The organism is Paraburkholderia sprentiae WSM5005 (assembly GCF_001865575.2).
GTDB classification, from domain to species: domain Bacteria; phylum Pseudomonadota; class Gammaproteobacteria; order Burkholderiales; family Burkholderiaceae; genus Paraburkholderia; species Paraburkholderia sprentiae.
The window spans coordinates 332,252-351,788 of record NZ_CP017562.2 but is presented as its reverse complement, the minus strand read 5'-3'; the positions used below and the strand labels follow the sequence as shown (position 1 = coordinate 351,788).

Here is a 19,537-nt window from a genome sequence, read left to right as displayed (position 1 = left end):
TCAATGAAGCTCACAGTGGAAAGATCCCGAGCGCGACGCACGCGATCGTCATCACGACCGACGCGCCGAACAGCAGCGGAAACGTGAATCTTTGATGATCGGCCAGATCGATACCGCACAGGCCGACCACGAGGAACGTCGCGGGCGTGAGGGGGCTGACCGGAAAGCCGGTGGTCATCTGTCCCAGCAACGCGGCTTGACCGACGTGCACCGCGGGCACGCCGAGTTGGCCCGCCACCTCGGCAATCACCGGCAGTACGCCGAAATAGAACGAATCGGGATCGAACAGCATGCTGAGCGGCATCGACAGCAGGCCGAGCACGACCGGAATATGGCTGGCCATCGCCGGCGGCACGAAGCCGACCGCCGCCTGCGCCATCGCCTTCAGCATGCCGCTGCCCTGCATCACGCCGGTGAACACGCCGGCCGCGAGCAGGATGCCGGCCATCATCAGCGCGGCGCGCGCGTGCGCGTCGATCCGCTTGCGCTGCATGTCGACGTTCGGGTAGTTGACCATCAACGCGATGCACAGGCCCACCATGAACATGATTGCCGGCGGAATCTTCTCACCCATCGCGACCATCGTACCGAGCACGACGAGCGTCAACCCAATGTTGAACCAGAAGTTTCGCGGGCGGCGCAGCGCCTGTTCTTCCGGCGTCAGTTGGCGTTGCGGCATCGGCACGGCGCCGCTCGCGGCGCTCAGGCCGAGGCGCTTTTCCTCGCGCCGCCCGAGCCAGTACGCCATCGAAAACACGAACACGAGGCCGATTGCCTGCACCGGAATCAGCGGATTGAACAGCGCCGAAATCGGCAGATGCAGCGACGCGGACGCGCGGATCATCGGCCCCGTCCACGGCAGGAAATTGATGCCGGCCGCCATCGATACCGCCGCGGCGAGCACGCGCCGGTCCATCTTCAGGCGGTCGTAGAGCGGCAGCATCGCGGGGATCGTGACGAGGAAGCAGACGGCGCCGGAGCCGTCGAGGTGGATCAGCAGCGCGAGCAGCGTGGTGCCCATCACGATGCGCGTGGGCCGCGTGCCGACCGCGCGCAGGATGCGCTCGATGATCGGGTCGAGCGTGCCCGCGTCGGTAATGGTGCCGAAGTACAGGATCGCGAACACGAACATGCCGACGACCGGCGCGAGGCTCTTCAGGCCGTCGATCACGAACTTGCTCGTATGAAAACCGAATCCGCCGATCAGCGACGCGGCAATCGGCACGATGATGAGCGCCACGAGCGGCGACATGCGTTTGGACAGGATCGCGCCGAGCAGCACGACGATGGTAGCCAGCCCCAGCAATGGCAGCATGAGCTTGTCTCCAGGTTGTTTTTTAGTGTGATCGAGCGTAAGTTCGCGGCAACAATAAGGCAATTGAAATGAATTGATCGCAGCCATCACATATCATCATGGATCTGAATCTGCGGGACATCCGCGCGTTTATCACGGTCGCGCAAACGGCCAGCTTCACGCGCGCCGCCGCGCGGCTACATCTATCGCAACCGGCGTTGACGGTGCAGATTCGCCGGCTCGAGGAAACGCTCGGCCTGCGCCTGTTCGATCGCAACAGCCGCAACGTCGCGCTGACGCCCACCGGCCGCGAGTTGCTGCCCGTGCTGCAAAAATCGCTGCACGACATGGAGCACGTGCTGCACGATGCGCGCGCGCTCGGTGAAGGCGCGAGCGGCACGGTGCGCATCGCGTGTTTGCCGACTTTCGCGGCGAGCGTGCTGCCGGAGCTCGTGCAGGCGCTGAGAAAAGCGGTGCCGCGCGTCGGCTTCGAGGTGCGCGATGTCGTCGCGAGCATGGTCAACGCGCTGGTGCGCAACGAGGAAACCGATATCGGGCTCACGGGCGGCGAGCTGAACGACAGCGGGCTCGAGGTGCTGCATGCCGGCATCGACCGGCTGGTCGCGGTGTTGCCGAAGCGGCACGCGCTCGCGCGGCGGCGCCGGCCCGTCACGCTCGCCGATCTCGCCAACGAGCCGCTCGTGCTGACCGCGCAGGGCACGAGCGTGCGCGCGGTCGTCGATAGCGCGTTCGCCGGCGCGCAATGCGTGCCGCGCATCGCGTGCGAACCGACTTACATGATGAGCGCGGTGGCGATGGCGCGCGCAGGGCTCGGCATCACGATCCTGCCCGCGTCGGCGCGCGAGGTGCGCGCGGAGCCCGAACTAGTCGCGCGACCGATCGACGACCCCGCGTTCACGCGCCGTATCGCGCTGATCAGAAAGCGCGGCCGCACCCTGCCGCCGGTGACGGAGCGCTTTGTCGCGATGCTGATCGAACGGCTCGGCACGGCATAGGGCCGCACAGTGCCGTCTCGCGCTGGCGCGCGGCCCCTAATTTTCACAGTACGAAACGATGCCGCGCGTCGTAAAAAGTCATGGTGCGCGGCACAAATAGGGCATTCCACGATGCCCGGTGCCGTTGCACATCGCAAAATGAAACGCACAAGTCATTGTTTTTAAGACAGCTTTTTTAATATAAGGAACGGTTTGACGCCCGCTTGCACGACGATTCGCTGACGTAGACTCTTTCACAAGAGCACGCGCTTCACGCAGTCGGATTCGAGGGCCCTCACGACACGAGGCCGCCCAGATCCCAAGGATTGCGAAGAAGCCGTCACGAATCGCGGCTTTTTTATTGGCAACTGGGAGACTAAAAATGAAAGGCTTTCGCTTTGGTTCGACGCAGGGAGCGTTCTACATTCTGCCGGGTCAGGACGGCTGGGAAGCCACCTACGGCAACGAAACGCTCGGCGAATTTTCAAGCCCGCAACAGGCCGCCGACGACCTCGCGCGCGGCCTGAGCTGCGAGCATTTGTCGGAACTCGATACGTCGACGCTCGAAATCCCGGAGAAGCTCGCCGATTGGGAAATCGTTCACGTATAAGGACGGGTATGACCGACGGCGACATAGCAGTGAAAGCAGAAACGACAATGGCGCCCGAAGGCGCCATTGTCGTTTCTGCGGTCCTGCTTGCGGGTTTATCCGCGGTTGGGGCTGCGTGCTTACCGCGTGGCTTTCAAGACCATCGCGGTGGCAGCCGCAACACTTGCCGCGTCAGCCGCCCGCGCGAGTTCAGGCTACCGAATCGACGATCGCGTTCAGCGTCGCGCTCGGGCGCATCGCCTTGCTGGTCAGTTCGACGTTCGGCCGGTAATAGCCGCCGATATCCACCGGCTTGCCCTGCACCGCGCCGAGTTCGGCGACGATCTTCGCCTCGTTGTCGGCCATCGCCTTCGCGACGCCCGCGAACTGCGCCTGCAGCGCCGCATCGTCGGTTTGCGCGGCCAGTGCTTCGGCCCAGTACATCGCGAGGTAGAAGTGGCTGCCGCGGTTGTCGATGCCGCCGACCTTGCGCGCCGGCGACTTGTCGTTGTCGAGGAACTTGCCGGTCGCCTGATCGAGCGTCTTCGCGAGAATCTGCGCCTTCGGGTTGTGATAGGCGGTGCTCAGATGCTCGAGCGATGCCGCCAGCGCGAGGAATTCGCCGAGCGAATCCCAGCGCAGGAAGCCTTCCTCGACCAACTGCTGCACGTGCTTCGGCGCCGAACCGCCCGCGCCGGTTTCGAACATGCCGCCACCGGCCATCAGCGGCACGATCGACAGCATCTTCGCGCTGGTACCCAATTCCATGATCGGGAACAGGTCGGTCAGGTAGTCGCGCAGCACGTTGCCGGTGACCGAGATCGTGTCCTTGCCGGCGCGAATGCGCTCGACCGAGAACTTCGTCGCCTCGACCGGCGTCATCACGCGGATGTCCAGACCGTTCGTGTCGTGATCCTTCAGGTACTGCTCGACCTTCCTGATGATCTGCGCATCGTGCGCGCGCGCCGCGTCGAGCCAGAATACGGCCGGCGTGTTGCTCGCGCGGGCGCGGTTCACCGCGAGTTTGACCCAGTCGCGGATCGGCGCGTCCTTGGTCTGGCACATACGGAAGATGTCGCCCTGTTCCACCGGCTGCTCGAGCAGCACCGCGCCGGCTTCGTCGGTCACGCGGACCACGCCGTTCGCCGGGATCTGGAACGTCTTGTCGTGTGAACCGTATTCTTCGGCGGCTTGCGCCATCAGGCCGACGTTCGGCACCGTGCCCATCGTGACGGGGTCGAACGCGCCGTGCTTCTTGCAATCTTCGATCACCGCCTGATAGACGCCGGCGTAGCAACGGTCCGGAATCACCGCCTTCGCGTCGTGCAGCGCGCCATCGGCGCCCCACATCTTGCCCGACTCGCGGATCATCGCCGGCATCGATGCGTCGACGATCACGTCGCTCGGCACATGCAGGCTGGTGATGCCCTTGTCCGAGTTGACCATTGCGAGCGGCGGACGCTGTTCGTATTGCGCCTTGATGTCGGCTTCGATCGCCGCGGCCGTTTCCGCGGGCAGGTCCTTCAGACGCGCGTACAGATCGCCGATACCGTTGTTCGGGTTGAAGCCGACCTTGGCCAGCGCGTCTGCATGCTTCTCGAGCACGTCCTTGTAGAAGACCGACACCACGTGACCGAAGATGATCGGGTCCGAGACCTTCATCATCGTGGCCTTCAGATGCACCGAGAACAGCACACCGCTCGCTTTGGCCTCGGCGATCTGCGCTTCGATGAAGCTGCGCAGCGCGTTCTTGCCCAGCACCGACGCGTCGATGATTTCGCCCGCCTGCACCGGCGTCTTTGCCTTCAGGACCGTGGTCGTACCGTCGGCGGCGGCCAGTTCGATTTTCACGCTACCGGCTTGAGCGACCAGCGCCGACTTCTCGCTGCCGTAGAAATCGCCGCCGCTCATGTGCGAGACGTGCGACTTCGAATCCGCGCTCCATGCGCCCATCTTATGCGGATGCTTGCGCGCGTAGTTCTTCACCGACAGCGGCGCGCGGCGGTCCGAGTTGCCTTCGCGCAGCACCGGATTCACCGCGCTGCCCTTGATCTTGTCGTAGCGGGCCTTGACATCCTTGTCGGCGTCGGTCGTCGCGACATCCGGATACGACGGCAGCTTGTAGCCCTGGTCGCGCAGCTCGGCGATGGCGGCCTTCAGTTGCGGCACCGATGCGCTGATGTTCGGCAGCTTGATGATGTTCGCTTCCGGGCGCGTGGTGAGTCCACCAAGCTCCGCCAGATCGTCGGAAGCTTTCTGTTCCGCGCTCAGGTAGTCCGGAAATGCGGCAATGATCCGGCCGGCGAGCGAGATGTCACGCGTTTCGACGAGTACGTCGGACGAGCGCGTGAACGCCTTGACGATCGGCAGCAGCGAGTACGTCGCCAGTGCGGGCGCTTCGTCGGTCAGGGTGTAGATGATCTTCGGCGGTGTGGACATGGTCGATGCTTTGCAAGGAAGTGATAGTCAGAGCGTTGGCGGTCGAAGCCAGCGCAAATCGTGGCGCGACGGCGACCGCGTCGATTGGGCACGACGCAATCCCGCGACCTTCGTTTTGCGATACGACCGAGAGTATATGCGCGTTTTCCACTAAATGTGACTAAACAAACAGATCGCGAGACCCTACGCAAACAGGCCGGGTCCCGACTGGCAAGGGTTTGCGGCCGATTACCACGGTCTTAAGATAGATATCTTATAGATGACTTGCGCGCCATTATTTTTGGACAAATGCGAATCGATCGCATCGTGAGCCGCACTCGGCGCCTCATGCGCGCGCTTCGCGCGCCACGACGTCGCGCCGCGGCGGCGTTGACGGACGGCGCACGAGCGTCCACAGCAGCGTCGCGCCGATCAGATCACCGAAACCGAGCGCGACGAAAAACGGCGCATAACCGACGCGGCTCACGAACCAGCCCATCGTCATCGTGAACGCGAAGTTGCCGAGCCCCGCGACGAGCGCGGCCAGTCCGGTCGCCGTGCCGACTTCACGGCGCGCAAACAGATCGGCCGACATCGAGATCACGGTGATCGACAGCGTCTGATGCGCGAAGCCGCCGAGGCACAGCAGGAATACCGCCATCGCCGGATCGTGGACGAAGCCGACGCCGGCCATGCCGATCATCAGGAACGCCGCGATCGTGAACGCGATGCGCTTGCCGTTGACGATCGGCACGTCGAAGCGGCGCTCGAGCCACGCCGACAGCGGACCGCCGATCATGCAGCCGAGGTCGGCCGCAACGAACGGCAGCCACGCGGTCAGCGCGATCGCTTTCAGGTCGAAGCCGCGCGCCTGGTACAGATAGAGCGGCATCCAGTAGACCAGCGTACCCCACACCGGATCGGCGCAAAAACGCGGCAGCGCGATACCCCAGAAATTGCGCTGCTTCAGGATCTCGAACACCTTCGGGTGCGAGCCGTTCGCGGCGCGCAAAGCGGATTCCTGCGCCGCGCCGATATACATGGCCTCCTCCTGCGACAGCGCCGGATGACGGTCCGGATGGCGATAAAGCAGCAGCCACAGCATGGCCCACGCGAACCCCAGCGCGCCGACGATCACAAACGCGACATGCCAGCTGTAGTGCAGGATCGACCACGCGATCAGCGGCGGCGCGAGAATCGCGCCGGTCGAGGTACCGAGATTGAACACGCCGGCGGCCGTGCCGCGCTCGTGCGACGGAAACCAGTACGCGGCCGCGCGCATGCCGCCTGGAATGAACGCGGCTTCCACCAGCCCGAGCATGCCGCGCAGCACGAACAGCCCGACCCAGCCGGACGCGAAGCCATGCGCCACACAAATCAGCGACCATGCGACGCCGCACAGCAAAAAGCGCATGCGCAAGCCCACGCGATCCATCAGATAGCCGGTCAGCGGCGCGCCGATCGGATACATGACGAGAAACGCGCCCGTGATCCAGCCGTATTCATGCGTCGAAATGTTCAGATGATGCAGCACCGTCGGCGCCGCGACGCCGAGTGAGCTGCGTGCGAGATAGTTGGTGATCGTGCCGAGCGTGAGCAGCCCGATCATCCACCAGCGCAGTCCTTTCACCTTGATAGTCATGTCTCCCCTCGTGTCTGCGCTCGGCGTGCCGGGCCACGCGAATATCGCGCATAGCATTCGCCTTTACGCGTTTTGCGATAACCGTATTATTAAAAACTCCGTGGAAAACGTTATCCCCGCCGATGAAGAAGGGTGCCACCATTCGCGACGTCGCGGCCGCAGCAGGCGTATCGGTCGCGACCGTATCGAAGTACATGAATGGTACCCAGCGCTTCACCCCCGCCGTCGAGGCGCGTCTGAAGGAGGCGATCGAGCAGCTCGGCTACCGTTCGAATCCGCTCGCGCGTTCGATGATCACCGGTCGCACGCGCGCTATCGGTCTCGCCATTCTCGATATCCGCAATCCGCATTTCACCAACATCGTGAAAGGCGCCAATCGCGTCGCCATTCAGCACGATTACACGCTGCTGCTCGTCGATACCGAAGAGAACCAGGAGCGCGAAAAAACGCTGATCGAATCGCTCGCGCAACGCGTCGACGGCATGATCGTGAGCTCGCGCATGCCCGACGATTCGGTGCAATGGCTGCTCGATCTCGGCAAGCCGGTCGTGCTGTTCGGGCGCAGCTTGCGCTTTGCGGTTTCGAGCGTCGGCACCGATAGCTGTCTCGCGGGTTATATGCTCGCGAACCATCTGATCAAGCTCGGTCACCAGCGCATCGCGTATCTCGGCTTTGGCCGTTCACGCTGGAACGACGAGCGGATTCGCGGCATTCGCAATTGCCTCGACGAATACGGGTTGCCGCTCGACGTTCACGATGCGCAGAGCCCCTCCGCGGCGGCCGGCGAGCGCGCCTGCTCGGGTCTGATGCTCGGCCCGAAACGACCGGACGCGGTGATCTGCTACAACGACCTGATCGCGCTCGGCTTCATCAAGGAAGCGCGCGAGCTGGGCTTCTCGTTGCCGCGCGATGTGTCGATCGCCGGGTTCGACAATGTGGCGTATGGCGAATACGCGTCGCCGGCGCTGACGTCGGTGGACTTTCAGAGCGAGAAGATGGGCGAGCTCGCGATGTCGAAGCTGATCGACGAACTGCACGGCAAGAGCGAAGAAAGCGCGAGTTATTCGATGCTCGATCCGCGTCTGGTGGTGCGGGAGTCGACGCTCAGGCGGGGGCTGGCGGAGGCAGCGGCGGATGATGCTGCGGGCAGTGATGACCGGGTGCGCACGAGTGTGAGCCCCACCCAGTCAACCGATTCCGCCTGACGAAAATGCTTCGCGCGGTTCTTCTTCGCGAAGAATGTAGCCAAGTCCGCGCAGCGTCATGATCTTCGCACTCGATGTCGCCAGATGCTTGCGCAGCCGGTGAATATAGATATCGATCGCATCGGCGCTCGGCTCCTCGTCGAGCGTAAAGATCTTGTCCATCAGCGTTGCCTTGGAAACGGTCTTGCCCTGCTTCAGGATCAGCGCTTCGAGGATCGCGTGTTCGCGGCGGCGCAACGGCAGGCGTTCGTCCTGCAACACGAATTCTCGCGAATCGAACAGATAACGCAGATTGCCGCATTCGGTCGACTGCCCTCTGTCTCCCGCGACCTGACGGCGAATCAGCGCCTTGATACGCGCCATCAGTTCGCGCGCATCGAAGGGCTTGACGACATAATCGTCGGCACCGGCCGAAAAGCAGTCCACCTTGTCGTCTGTCGACCCATTCGCGGTCAGCATCAGCACCGGCACGTTATCGCGCTTGCGGCGCAACCTCGCGAGCAACTCCTTGCCGCCCATGCCGGGCAGGCGCAGATCGAGCAGCACCGCGTCATAGCATTGCAGACCGAGCAGCGTCTCCGCGCATTCGCCGTTCTGCGCCCAGTCGATCGCGAATTGCTCGACCTGCATCAGGTTCATCACCCAGCGCGCGAGGTCGGCGTCGTCTTCCACGAGCAGCAGTTTCATCGTTGTCCTCTCCTTGGCGAGCCGCGCGACGTCAGCTCGCGCCGATCCATAAGCGCATCTCGACGGTCGCCACGAGGCCCGCGCCGCCTTCGTTCGATTCGAGCGTCACGCTGCCGCCCTGGCGATGCGCAATCTCGCGCACGATGGGCAAACCGAGTCCAGTCCCTTCCGCATGGTTCGACGCGCGATAGAAGCGCTCGAACACCCGTTCGCGTGCATCGGCGTTGATGCCGGGTCCGTTGTCGATCACGCGCACGATCGCCATCGCCTCACGCCGCTGCGTGTGCACGGTGACGCGACCACCCGCCTGCGTATAGCGCAGCGCATTGTCGACCAGATTGGTCACGAGCGCCGCAGTCAATGCTTCGTCGCCGGTCACGTACAAACCGTCTTCCAGCTCCGCGCCCAAATCGATTTCTCGCGACTGCGCAAACGCGATCAGTTCTTCGAGCACGCCCGCGATCAACGCGCTCAGGTCGATCCGCTCGCGCTCGTTCACCGGCGCGGCCGACTCGGCGTGAGCAAGCAACAACAGCTTGTTGGTCAGCGTCGTCAGCTTGCGGCTGCTCTTGTGCATGCCTGCAAGCGCTTCGGCAAGCGGGGCGTCGCGGCTATCGCGTTGCCGCGCAAACTGGATTTGCGCGGCCAGCAAAGCCAGCGGCGTGCGCAACTGATGCGCGGCATCGGAAATGAATTGCCGCTGCGTCGCGGCCTGCTTGCCCATTCGCGCGATGCACTGGTTGATCGCCTCGACGATCGGCCTCAGCTCGACGTGCAGACGCGCAACACGAATCGGTTCGAGTTGCGACGCATTGCGATCGGCGACGTCGTCTTTCACCTTCATCAGCGGCAGCAGCTCGAAGGTCAGGCCGAGGTAGACGAACACCATCGCCAGCACCAGTGTCAGAACTTCGCCGGACAATTGCGGCCGCAGCAAACGCCACACCATCGCATCGCGCGAGCCCTCGGTCTTCGCGACCGCGACGATCACTTCCTCGGTATGTCCCGAATCGTAGAGCTGCCGCGCGTAGGCGACCGCGCGCGCCGCGCGGCCATCGGCGAAATGCGTGGCATAAAGCGTGGGACTGTCGCTCACATGCGGCGGCAGCGGCAAGTCGGGGATGCCCGCAAGCAGACGATGGCCGCTCGCCTCGACGCGATAGAAGACCGTGTCCTGTTCCGGCGATTCGAACAGCTCGAGCGCGGCCGGCGGAATCTGGATCGACACCGAACCGTTGTCCCAGTCGACATCCTCGCCGATGATCCGCATCGACGAAAGCAGCGCATTGTCCTGAACCAGGTCCGCGGTGTCCTGCGCGAAACGGTATGAAATGACGACGGAAATGGATACGAATGCCGCCAGCGGCAACAGCAACCACCACAACAAGCGTCCGCGCAAACTGCCTGAAAACACGATGTGCCGATCCTTTTGTGCTCGAAGCAACCCGCGGTCAGCCCGCTTTCAAGGCTTCACGTCATTGACGAACTGATTGGTAAACGTGCGCGACAGATCGATATGCCGCCCCTTCACCGCCGGATTGAAACTCGACAGTACCTTGAGCACCGTCTGCGGACCGTCGGCGGGCATCTTGCCGTCCACGGTGTACATCGGCAGCGAGGCCTGCAATGCGCTGATATACAGCGCCCTGTCATTGCCGACATCTTCTGTTGGCATCTGCGCGGCGATCTGTTCCGCGCTATGGGCGTGCATATAGCGCAGCGTTTTGACGAATGCACGCGCGAGTTTCGCGGCTTCGTCAGGATGCGCGTCGAGCCACGTAGTTTGCACGTAGAGGCTCGACGCCGGATACGTGCCCCCGAGCGCGGCGCGCGTGCCGTCGACGTTGCGCATGTCGACCAGTACTTTGGCGTCGCCCGATTTCAGCAGTTCGGTGACGGTCGGCTCGGTCGTCATACCCGCGTGAATGCGTCCTTGCCGCATCGCGGCGATGAAACTGCCGTCCGCGCCGACCGGCAGCAGCGTGTAGTGCGTGGACGGCACGCCCGCGCGCTGCGCGAGGTATTGCGTGAGAAAGCTCGTCGACGAGCCGAGCCCGGTTACGCCGAGCGTCTTGCCGCGCACGTCGGCCATGCTGCGGATCGCATCGGCCGATTTCGCCCCAACCAGTTGCACTTCACCGGGCACCTGGCCGAACACCACGATCGTCTTCACTTCCTTGCCGCGCGTCTGCAGATCGATCGTGTGATCGTAGAAGCCGACCACGCCCTGCACCGCGCCGGCGAGCATTTCGTTCTCGCCTTCGATGCCGGTCGGCTGCGACAGCAGTTCGACGTCGAGCCCTTCCGCCTTGAAATAGCCGAGCTGTTCGGCAAGACGCGCCGGCAAATAAATCAGCTTGTTGGTGCCGCCCACCATGATCGCGAGCTTCTCCGGCGCGGCGGCGTGCGCAGGCGCCGCGAGCCTCGCGAGCGCGCACAACGCGAGCGACGCCGCGACGGCGGCATACGCCGCGCGCGGGAAACGCGTCAAGCCAAGCTTCATTGCAGGTGTCTCCGTCATCTTGTGTCTGGGCGCCGCGCGCGTCGCCTGCCCGTGATTCTGAAGGGGCGAACCCTTCTCTATGCTTTCAGGGCGGTGCATGTTGCACGAACCTCGGGTTTATCCCGATCATTTCGGCGTCGCGCAAGGAAACGTCACGGCGATATGCACGCCCTTGCCGCCTTCGCCCGACTTCAGCGCGATCTCGCCGTGATGCGCATCCGCGATTTCGCGCACGATCGCAAGGCCGAGGCCCGTGCCCTCGGTATCGGTCGATGCGCGAAAGAACGGCTCGAACACGCGGCTGCGCGATTCGGCCGGAATGCCCGGGCCGTTGTCGGTCACGCTCACCGTAGCCGCATTGGCATCGGCATCCGCACGCACGGCAACCGTCACGTGACCACCGCTACCCGTGTAGCGGATCGCATTCTCGGCGAGATTGGCGATCAGCGCCTGCAACAGGCCGCGATGTCCGAGCACCGGCGCCGCGCCGTGCAATTCCGCGCCCAGATCGATTCCGCGGGCCTGCGCGAGCAGCGCGAGATCCTCGACGACCTCCATCGCGAGCGGCACCAGATCGACGCTTTCCATCGCGACTTGCGAGTTGTCGGCGGCCTCGGCCTGCGCGAGCAACAGCAGCTTGTTGGTGAGACCGACCATCGAGCGATTGCTGCGATGCATCGCGGCGAGCGCTTCGTCGAGCGCGGGATTGAGACCTTCCTGCTGCCGCGCGAACTGCAATTGCGTGCCCAGCAGCGTGAGCGGCGTGCGCAACTGATGCGCGGCGTCGGCAATGAAGCGCCGCTGCGCGGCCACCTGCACGCCGAGCCGCGCGATGCACTGATTGATCGCATCGACGATGGGCCGCAGTTCCGTATGCAGACGCTCGACGCGAATCGGTTCGAGCTGCATCGGATCGCGGTCGGCAACCTCGTCTTTCACCTTCATCAAGGGCCGCAGCTCGAATGTGAGCCCGATGCAGACCAGTGCGACCGCCAGCGCGATCATTTCGAGCTGCCGCACGAGTTGCGGCCGCCATAGCTGTTGCGTCATCGCGTCGCGCGAGCGCACCGTCTTGCCGACCGTCACGCGCACGGGGCGCGCCACGCCGTTGTCGTACATGAGCCGTACGATGTCCACCGCGCGCACCTGTTGGCCGTGCAAGTCCGTGTAGTACGAGTCCGGCACGTCGGGCGCTGGCAACCGACGCGGCGAAAAATCAGGCGTGCCCGCGAGCAGCGGTCCACCGACGACCCGCACGCTGTAGAACACCTGGTCGCGATAGGGCGACGCGAAGATCTCGAGCGCGGCGGGCGGCACATCGACCCGCAGAAAGCCGTCGCTCCATTCGACCTCGCCCGCGATCATCCGCGCCGAGGCCACCAGCTGATTGTCCTGCACGAGATTCGCGGTGTGCCGCGCGTTGTCGTACTCGGTCTTGCCGGTCACGAACACATAGAGCGCGAGCGGCACGAGCAGCCACCAGAGCAGGCGTATGCGCAGGCTATTGGCCATCGTTACTGGTCGTCTTCTTTCTTGCGCAGCAGATAGCCGAGTCCACGCAGCGTGACGATCGCGGCCGAGCTGCCATCGAGCTTCTTACGCAGACGGGAAATATAGATCTCGACGGCGTCCTCGCTCGGCTCGTCGGCGAGTGTGAAGATTGCATCGACGAGCGCGGGCTTCGTCACCGTCTTGCCCAGGCGCAGGATCAGCGCTTCGAGCACCGAACGCTCGCGCGGCGTCACGTTCAGGGGCGCGCCCTTCAGCGTGAACTGGCGCGTGTCGATGTCGAACGACAGATCGCCGCACACCACCTCGCTCGCCTTCGACGGCGACTGCCGGCGAATCGCCACCTTGACGCGCGCGATCAGCTCGCGCACTTCGAACGGCTTCACCAGATAGTCGTCAGCGCCAGCGCCGAGCAGTTCCACCTTCTCGTCGATGGAGCCGCTCGCGGTCAAGATCAGCACCGGCGTCGCGTCGCCACGCTGACGCAGCCGGCGCAGCACGTTCTTGCCCGAGAGCTTCGGCAGGTTCAGGTCGAGCAGGATCACGTCGTAGTGATTGGTGCGCAGCAGGCGGTCGGCTTCGTCGCCGTCCTGCACGGCGTCGAGCGCGAAGGCTTCCTGCTCCAGCATCTTCGCGAGCCAGTGCGCAAGCGTGGGGTTGTCTTCGATCAGCAGCAGCTTCATGGCGGCAACGGCAAAAGTCAGGCCGTCGATTGTGCCTTAAAACAACGGCTCTGCGCGCTTGCCGTGTGGTTTGCAGCGTCCGTCCAGTGCCTGGCGCGGAGGTAGCGGCGCATTGGTCGGCGCATGGCTCGGCGCATGGCTGGGGTTAACACCCATGTTTTGCGCCGAACCCCGAAAGCTCTCCGAAGGTTTCGCGTTTCTATAATCGCTGCCAGTGACCCAGAAAAACGCCGCCCGCCACGCTCGCGGCGACCAACCTAAGGAGACTCCTCATGCGTACTTTGCGCCAGATTGCTGCTGTGTCAGGTGTTGCGTTCGCCCTTGCCGCCGCTTCCGCCGCGGCTCACGCCGAGAAGATCACGATCATGGTCGGCGGCGCCACCAAGATCATCTATCTGCCCGCCAAACTCACCGAGCAGCTCGGCTACTTCAAGGACGAAGGCCTCGACGTCGAAATTCTGTCGCAGCCGGCCGGTGTCGATGCGGAGAATGAACTGCTCGCGGGCGCGGTGCAAGGCGTGGTCGGCTTCTACGATCATACGATCGATCTGCAGAGCAAGGGCAAGGAAGTGCAGGCGCTCGTCGTCTTCGGCCAGGTGCCGGGCGAAGTCGAAATGGTCTCGACGAAGGCGGCCGATTCGCTCAAGAGCATGGCCGATGTCAAAGGCAAGACGCTCGGCGTGACCGGTCTCGGTTCGTCGACGAGCTTCCTCACGCAGTACCTCGCGCAGCGCGCGGGCGTGCCGTCGACGCAATACACGATGTTGCCGGTCGGCGCGGACAACAGCTTTATCGCCGCCGTCAAGCAAGGCCGCATCGACGCCGGCATGACCACCGAGCCGACCGTCTCGCAACTGCTGAAGACCGGCGACGCGAAGGTGCTGGTCGACATGCGCAACGTGGAAGGCACGCGCGCCGCCCTCGGCGGCACCTACCCCGCGTCGAGCTTCTATGTGCAGCGCGCGTGGGCCGAAACGCACAAGGACGAGGCCGCGAAGCTCTCGCATGCGTTCGCGAAGACGCTGAACTTCATCGCGACGCATAGCGCCGAGGACATCGCCGCGCAGATGCCGAAGGACTACTACGGGAACAACAAGGACCTGTACGTGAACGCGCTAAAGGCGTCGAAGCCGATGTTCACGAAGGACGGCAAGATGCCCGCCGACGGTCCGGATACGGTGCTCAAGGTGCTCTCCGCATTCAATCCGTCGGTGAAGGGCAAGCATATCGATCTCGCCAAGACCTACTCCAACGACTACCTGTCGGCGCCGGTCAAGACCGCGTCGAAGTAACGCTTCTTTAATATTCACAGAACTTCGAGGCACCCGCCGATGAATCAATCTATGTCACGCGAGACGCCAGCGATCGAAATGCGCAACGTGTCGTGCCGTTTCATTTCCCCGGACGGCAAGGCCACGGTCGCGCTGCGCGACTTCAGCATGTCGGTGGCACGCGGCGAATTCGTCGCCGTGGTCGGCCCGACCGGCTGCGGCAAGTCCACCACGCTCAGCATGATCACCGGTTTGCTCAAGCCGACCACCGGCGAAGTGCGCGTGATGGGCACGCCGGTGGACGGCATCGATCCGCGCATCGGCTTCGTGTTCCAGGCCGATGCGGTGTTTCCCTGGCGCTCGGTGCTCGATAACGTCGCGGCGGGTCCGCTCTACCGCGGCCGCTCGAAATCGGCCGCCTACGACGAAGCGAACGAATGGCTGCGCCGCGTGGGCCTCGACAAGTTCGGCAAGCACTATCCGCATCAACTGTCCGGCGGCATGCGCAAGCGCGTCGCGCTTGCGCAGACCTTCATCAACAAGCCGGAAATCCTGCTGATGGACGAGCCGTTTTCGGCGCTCGACATGCAGACGCGCACGTTGATGCAGGACGAGTTGCTGCAATTGTGGGGCGGCGCCGGCTCGGTCGTGTTCGTCACGCACGACCTCGAAGAAGCGATTGCGCTCGCCGACCGCGTGTTCGTGCTGACCGCGCGCCCCGCCACGTTGAAGAAAGTCTACGAAATCGATCTGCCGCGACCACGTGTTACGTCGGAGATCCGCTACGACTCACGTTTCATCGAAATTTCGCGCGATATCTGGCATGACCTGCGCGAAGAAGTGCAGATCGGTTAATCAAGGAATGGCAAACATGTCTACACCCTCTCAACAGATGATGCCCTCGGGCATCGACGCCGCGTCGCTCGCTAACGTCGAGCGAATCGCGCAGAAGAAGATCCGCCAGCGCCAGATGCTGGTGATTTCGCTGCGCATTCTGCTGCTCGTGGTCGTGCTCGGCGGCTGGGAACTGTCCGCGCGCCTGAAGTGGATCGACCCTTTCTTCTTCTCGATGCCGACCGAGATCTTCGCTCAGATCGTCGACTGGTTCGTGAACGGTACGTCGCAAGGGCCGCTGCTCACGCAGGTGTGGGTCACGCTCGAGGAAACCGGGCTCGGCTTCATCATCGGTTCGATCGGGGGCATCTTCTGCGGCATCGTGCTCGGCCGCAACAAGCTGCTCTCCGACGTATTCAGCCTCTACATCAAGATCGCCAACTCGATTCCGCGCGTCGTGCTCGGCTCGGTGTTCGTAATCGCGCTCGGGCTCGGCATGGCATCGAAGGTCGCGCTTGCGGTCGTGATGGTGTTCTTCGTCGTGTTCGCCAACGCGTTCCAGGGTGTGCGCGAAGCGGATCGCTACATGATCGCCAATGCGCAGATTCTCGGCGCGTCACGCCGTCAGGTGACGACCTCGGTCGTGATTCCGTCGGCGCTGAGCTGGATTCTCGCGAGCTTGCACGTGAGCTTCGGCTTCGCGTTGGTCGGTGCAGTGGTCGGCGAGTTTCTCGGCTCCAAGCAGGGCATCGGTTTGCTGATCTCCACCGCGCAGGGCGCATTCAATGCCAGCGGCGTGTTCGCGGCGATGATCGTGCTGGCGGTGGTGGCGCTGGCCGCCGACTATCTGCTGACCGCGGTGGAGAATCGATTGTTGAAGTGGCGACCGAGTTCGGTTTGAGTCGCGGCGACGCGAGTCGCCAATAGGAAGTTCTCGTCAAAAATGCCGCTCAGTCTTTCCGACCGAGCGGCATTTTTATTTGCTAGCCGCTCGTCCTGTCTCCCGTCGGCGAACGCTTTGCGCCGATACGTTGGCCAGCACGCAACACTACTCCTTTTGTAGTCCCGTACCATAAGCCAACAGGCGGCTGCCAGCCGGTCTCGCCGGCTATGGCACGTTCAATGCATACCCACCGCGCAAGTCAGGCGATCGCCAACATCGATCGCGGATCGAAGCGAGGTGGTTCATGTCGAGTGTACATAGTCAACGCCGATCACCGAACGGGTACAACCGCCCGTTCATGCGCGCCAACGCAGCGAATCGCCGCCATCGTCATCATTCGAGCGGATTTGTGCTGTTCGGCTTGCATACCGCCCGTGAGATCGGCTGCGGACCGAAGCGGCTGTGGCCGTATGTATTGCCCTGGGTGTTCGCCATTCTGGCGATGGGCTTCTTCTGCCTCGTCGTGCGCGGCGTGCTCACGCGTCAATTGCTGGTGCCGCCAGTCGAATCCCCGCAAACGCTGAGCGAGCGTGGCTATACGTCGAACTTTCTCGCCGAGCGCATCATGTCGGCGATGAAGGAGATCGGGCAGGATGCCGAATCGATTTCGCACGACACGATGACCGACAACGATGCGCAACCCGACATCCAGATTCCGGGGCAGGAGATGTCGTATGCGTCGACGGTGCGCTTCCTTAAGGGCGTCCTCAACCGCACCGATGTCGCCGTGCATGTCGGCATCACGAAGACGAATGACAGCGCGGATTCGTACGTTGCGCATGTGCAGATCGAAGGCGGTCCATTCAACGCCCGCGAAAGTAGCGTGCCGTTCGAAGGGCGCGACCTCGAGAACTTCGTGCGCGATATCGCGGTCATGGCGATGCGCCTCGCCGAACCGAACATCCTCGCCAGTCATCTGTTCACCCAGGTGCAAAAGACAAAATGCTCGCTCGCGCAATGCGACTATCACGAGATCGTCGGGATTTATGACGAAGTACTCGCGCTGCCCGCCTCGGAGCAAGCCGAATGGGCGCTCGCGGGCAAGGCGTGGTTGCTTAACAGTCAGCGGCGCTCGAAAGAAGCGGAGCAGCAGATTCGCGAAGCGTTGACCCAGCACAAACACTCGGCGGTGCTGCGCGCGAGTCTGGGCATTGCGCTCGAACAGCAGAACAGCATCGACGATGCGCTGAAAGAACTGCGGGCCGGCGCGAACGAAAAGTCGCGCACCGTCGAAAACCTGCGGCTGCTCGGCGATGTGTTGTTGCATGCGAAGCACGATCGCGAAGCACTCGAAGCGTTCAGGAAGGCCGCCGACTTAAAGCCCGACTCCGTCGATACGCTGCACGACTGGGCCGAGGCGCTCATCAAAACCGGGCACGACGACGAAGCGATCGACAAACTCTCGCACGCCGTCGCGTTGCGCCCCGATCACGCGCCGTCCTATGTGGAATGGGGCCACGCGCTGGAACATAAGGGCGCTCCGCGCGAGGCCGCGCGCAAGTACGCGCAGGCACTGCAGTTCGACGCCAGCACGCTGTCGGCGCGCGAACGCGAGCTGGCGCGCTCGGCGGGCGTATCGCCGGACGCAGACGACACCGCCACATCGATGCCCGACCTGCGCGTCAAGCCCGTTTCGAATCCAATGACGTCGTATCCGCTTCGGGCATCGCTCGATACGGTACGCGACAGCGTAGGACATGCGATGCAAGCGGCCTGAGCCGGGTGCATTCGCCGTTTGAGTCGCCAACACGGCCGAAGAGGAGACAGATCGATGGATAGCTTCGAAGACGCATTCACAGCCTTGATCGGAAATGAAGGCGGGTACAGCTTCAACCCGGGGGATCCCGGCGGCGAAACGATGTGGGGTGTGACCGCGCGCGTCGCGCGCAGCGAGGGCTATAACGGCGCAATGAAAGATCTGCCGCTCGATACCGCGCATCAGATCGCCAAGCGCAGGTATTGGGACCCGTTGCATCTCGACGAACTCGATCCGCGCGTGGCCTTCCAGATATTCGATGCGAACTACAACGGCGGCCTCGTCGTGCTGTGGATGCAGAAAGCGTCCGGCGCGAAGGAAGACGGCAAGTTCGGCCCCGCCACGCTCGATGCGGTCAAGAACGCCGATCCGATGAAGTTCGTGCTGCGCTTTGCCGCGTATCGTCTGCGGTACCTGCGCAACCTGCATTCGTGGCCGAATTTCAGCCGCGGTTGGACCGAGCGCATGGCAGCCAATCTTCTCCTCGGAGCAGCATGATGGACTGGTCTAAAGTAGCGACGAACATCAACAGCACCGCGCCGCTTCTCGCCGGGCTCGTGGGCGGTCCGGTCGGCCTCGGCGTAACCGCTGCCGCCGCGATCATCTCGCACGCACTCGGCACGCCGAGTGATCCGACGTATGTGGAACCCGCGTTGAACGACCCCGGCGCGCTCGAAAAGATTCGCCGGGCCGAAAACGCGAACTCGCTGCAATTGCAGCAGTTGATGGTGACGGCGGCGCAGTCGAGCCTCGCGCACGAAAGCGACCTGGCCCGCATCGCCACGAGCGACATCGCAAGCGCACGCGCGATGGGTGTCGCCGATCGCGACTGGGTGCCGAAGGTACTTGCGATGGCGGTCACCACCGGCTTCTTCGGCATTCTGCTGCTGATGGCGTTCCAGCCTCTGCCGGGCACCAACAAGGATCTCGTCAACGTGATCGTCGGCGCGTTGGGAACGGCGTGGATCAGCATCATCGGCTACTACTTCGGCACGTCGGTCGGCTCGATGCGCAAGACCGAACTGCTCGCGAAGCCGCGTGTGCCCATTGCGCCCGATAGCGCGTCGACGTCGCGCGAACCGGTGTCGCAGTCGGGTTTGCCCGCACCGGCGGCGGCCGCGCCGTCCGGCGACATCTTCCCGTCGTTCGCGCCGGGCGCGCAAGGTCCGATCTTCTCGGGCGGCAGTTGAGTCGATGCTACGTTGAGC

The 19,537-nt window shown here is 63.5% G+C and carries 17 protein-coding genes; 9 read left to right on the top strand and 8 right to left on the bottom strand.

Annotation, left to right across the window (positions count from 1 at the left end):
- Positions 1-10 precede the first annotated feature (10 nt).
- Positions 11-1,315, bottom strand: coding sequence for a CitMHS family transporter (locus BJG93_RS18360; protein ID WP_027195729.1), 1,305 nt, complete (start codon positions 1,313-1,315; stop codon positions 11-13).
- A 98-nt stretch (positions 1,316-1,413) separates the two neighbouring features.
- Here BJG93_RS18360 and BJG93_RS18355 point away from each other — a divergent pair, with 98 nt between their 5' ends.
- Positions 1,414-2,310 (top strand): LysR family transcriptional regulator, encoded by an 897-nt coding sequence (locus tag BJG93_RS18355; RefSeq protein ID WP_027195728.1) that lies wholly within the window; start codon positions 1,414-1,416, stop codon positions 2,308-2,310.
- Positions 2,311-2,671: 361 nt separating this feature from the next.
- Positions 2,672-2,899, top strand: coding sequence for a hypothetical protein (locus tag BJG93_RS18350; protein ID WP_013092475.1), 228 nt, complete (start codon positions 2,672-2,674; stop codon positions 2,897-2,899).
- A 189-nt stretch (positions 2,900-3,088) separates the two neighbouring features.
- Here BJG93_RS18350 and BJG93_RS18345 read toward each other — a convergent pair whose 3' ends face one another.
- On the bottom strand, positions 3,089-5,317 hold the full coding sequence (locus BJG93_RS18345; RefSeq protein ID WP_027195727.1) for an NADP-dependent isocitrate dehydrogenase: 2,229 nt from the start codon (positions 5,315-5,317) through the stop codon (positions 3,089-3,091).
- Positions 5,318-5,642: 325 nt separating this feature from the next.
- On the bottom strand, positions 5,643-6,938 hold the full coding sequence (locus BJG93_RS18340) for an MFS transporter (protein WP_034478183.1): 1,296 nt from the start codon (positions 6,936-6,938) through the stop codon (positions 5,643-5,645).
- A 122-nt stretch (positions 6,939-7,060) separates the two neighbouring features.
- Here BJG93_RS18340 and BJG93_RS18335 point away from each other — a divergent pair, with 122 nt between their 5' ends.
- Positions 7,061-8,143, top strand: a complete 1,083-nt coding sequence (locus tag BJG93_RS18335; protein ID WP_027195726.1) for a LacI family DNA-binding transcriptional regulator — start codon at positions 7,061-7,063, stop codon at positions 8,141-8,143.
- Here the strand turns inward: BJG93_RS18335 and BJG93_RS18330 are convergent.
- The 5 genes from BJG93_RS18330 to BJG93_RS18310 all read right to left on the bottom strand — a co-directional run bounded on the left by BJG93_RS18330 (position 8,126) and on the right by BJG93_RS18310 (position 13,525).
- Positions 8,126-8,830, bottom strand: coding sequence for a response regulator transcription factor (locus BJG93_RS18330; RefSeq protein WP_027195725.1), 705 nt, complete (start codon positions 8,828-8,830; stop codon positions 8,126-8,128). The two genes, BJG93_RS18335 and BJG93_RS18330, sit on opposite strands and share 18 nt — an antisense overlap.
- A gap of 31 nt (positions 8,831-8,861) precedes the next feature.
- Complete coding sequence (locus BJG93_RS18325) at positions 8,862-10,244, bottom strand: sensor histidine kinase (protein WP_027195724.1); 1,383 nt, start codon at positions 10,242-10,244, stop codon at positions 8,862-8,864.
- A gap of 48 nt (positions 10,245-10,292) precedes the next feature.
- Entirely contained in the window at positions 10,293-11,333 is a 1,041-nt protein-coding gene (locus BJG93_RS18320; protein ID WP_027195723.1) for an ABC transporter substrate-binding protein, read from the bottom strand.
- 126 nt (positions 11,334-11,459) lie between these two features.
- The gene (locus BJG93_RS18315; protein WP_027195722.1) at positions 11,460-12,845 is read right to left on the bottom strand and encodes a sensor histidine kinase; all 1,386 of its coding nucleotides are present in this window, start codon (positions 12,843-12,845) and stop codon (positions 11,460-11,462) included.
- A 2-nt stretch (positions 12,846-12,847) separates the two neighbouring features.
- On the bottom strand, positions 12,848-13,525 hold the full coding sequence (locus BJG93_RS18310; protein WP_027195721.1) for a response regulator: 678 nt from the start codon (positions 13,523-13,525) through the stop codon (positions 12,848-12,850).
- 272 nt (positions 13,526-13,797) lie between these two features.
- Between BJG93_RS18310 and BJG93_RS18305 the strand changes: the two genes are divergently transcribed.
- From BJG93_RS18305 to BJG93_RS18280, 6 genes are all read left to right on the top strand, one after another.
- Entirely contained in the window at positions 13,798-14,817 is a 1,020-nt protein-coding gene (locus BJG93_RS18305; RefSeq protein WP_027195720.1) for an ABC transporter substrate-binding protein, read from the top strand.
- A gap of 39 nt (positions 14,818-14,856) precedes the next feature.
- Positions 14,857-15,651: an ABC transporter ATP-binding protein gene (locus BJG93_RS18300; RefSeq protein WP_027195719.1), complete on the top strand. Its 795-nt coding sequence runs from the start codon at positions 14,857-14,859 to the stop codon at positions 15,649-15,651.
- A gap of 16 nt (positions 15,652-15,667) precedes the next feature.
- Positions 15,668-16,531 (top strand): ABC transporter permease, encoded by an 864-nt coding sequence (locus tag BJG93_RS18295; protein WP_027195718.1) that lies wholly within the window; start codon positions 15,668-15,670, stop codon positions 16,529-16,531.
- A 286-nt stretch (positions 16,532-16,817) separates the two neighbouring features.
- The gene (locus tag BJG93_RS18290) at positions 16,818-18,290 is read left to right on the top strand and encodes a tetratricopeptide repeat protein (RefSeq protein ID WP_027195717.1); all 1,473 of its coding nucleotides are present in this window, start codon (positions 16,818-16,820) and stop codon (positions 18,288-18,290) included.
- Between the two features lie 54 nt (positions 18,291-18,344).
- The gene (locus BJG93_RS18285; RefSeq protein ID WP_027195716.1) at positions 18,345-18,827 is read left to right on the top strand and encodes a glycoside hydrolase family 108 protein; all 483 of its coding nucleotides are present in this window, start codon (positions 18,345-18,347) and stop codon (positions 18,825-18,827) included.
- Entirely contained in the window at positions 18,827-19,519 is a 693-nt protein-coding gene (locus BJG93_RS18280; protein ID WP_027195715.1) for a hypothetical protein, read from the top strand. Before BJG93_RS18285 ends, BJG93_RS18280 begins: the two co-directional genes overlap by 1 nt.
- Positions 19,520-19,537 lie beyond the last annotated feature (18 nt).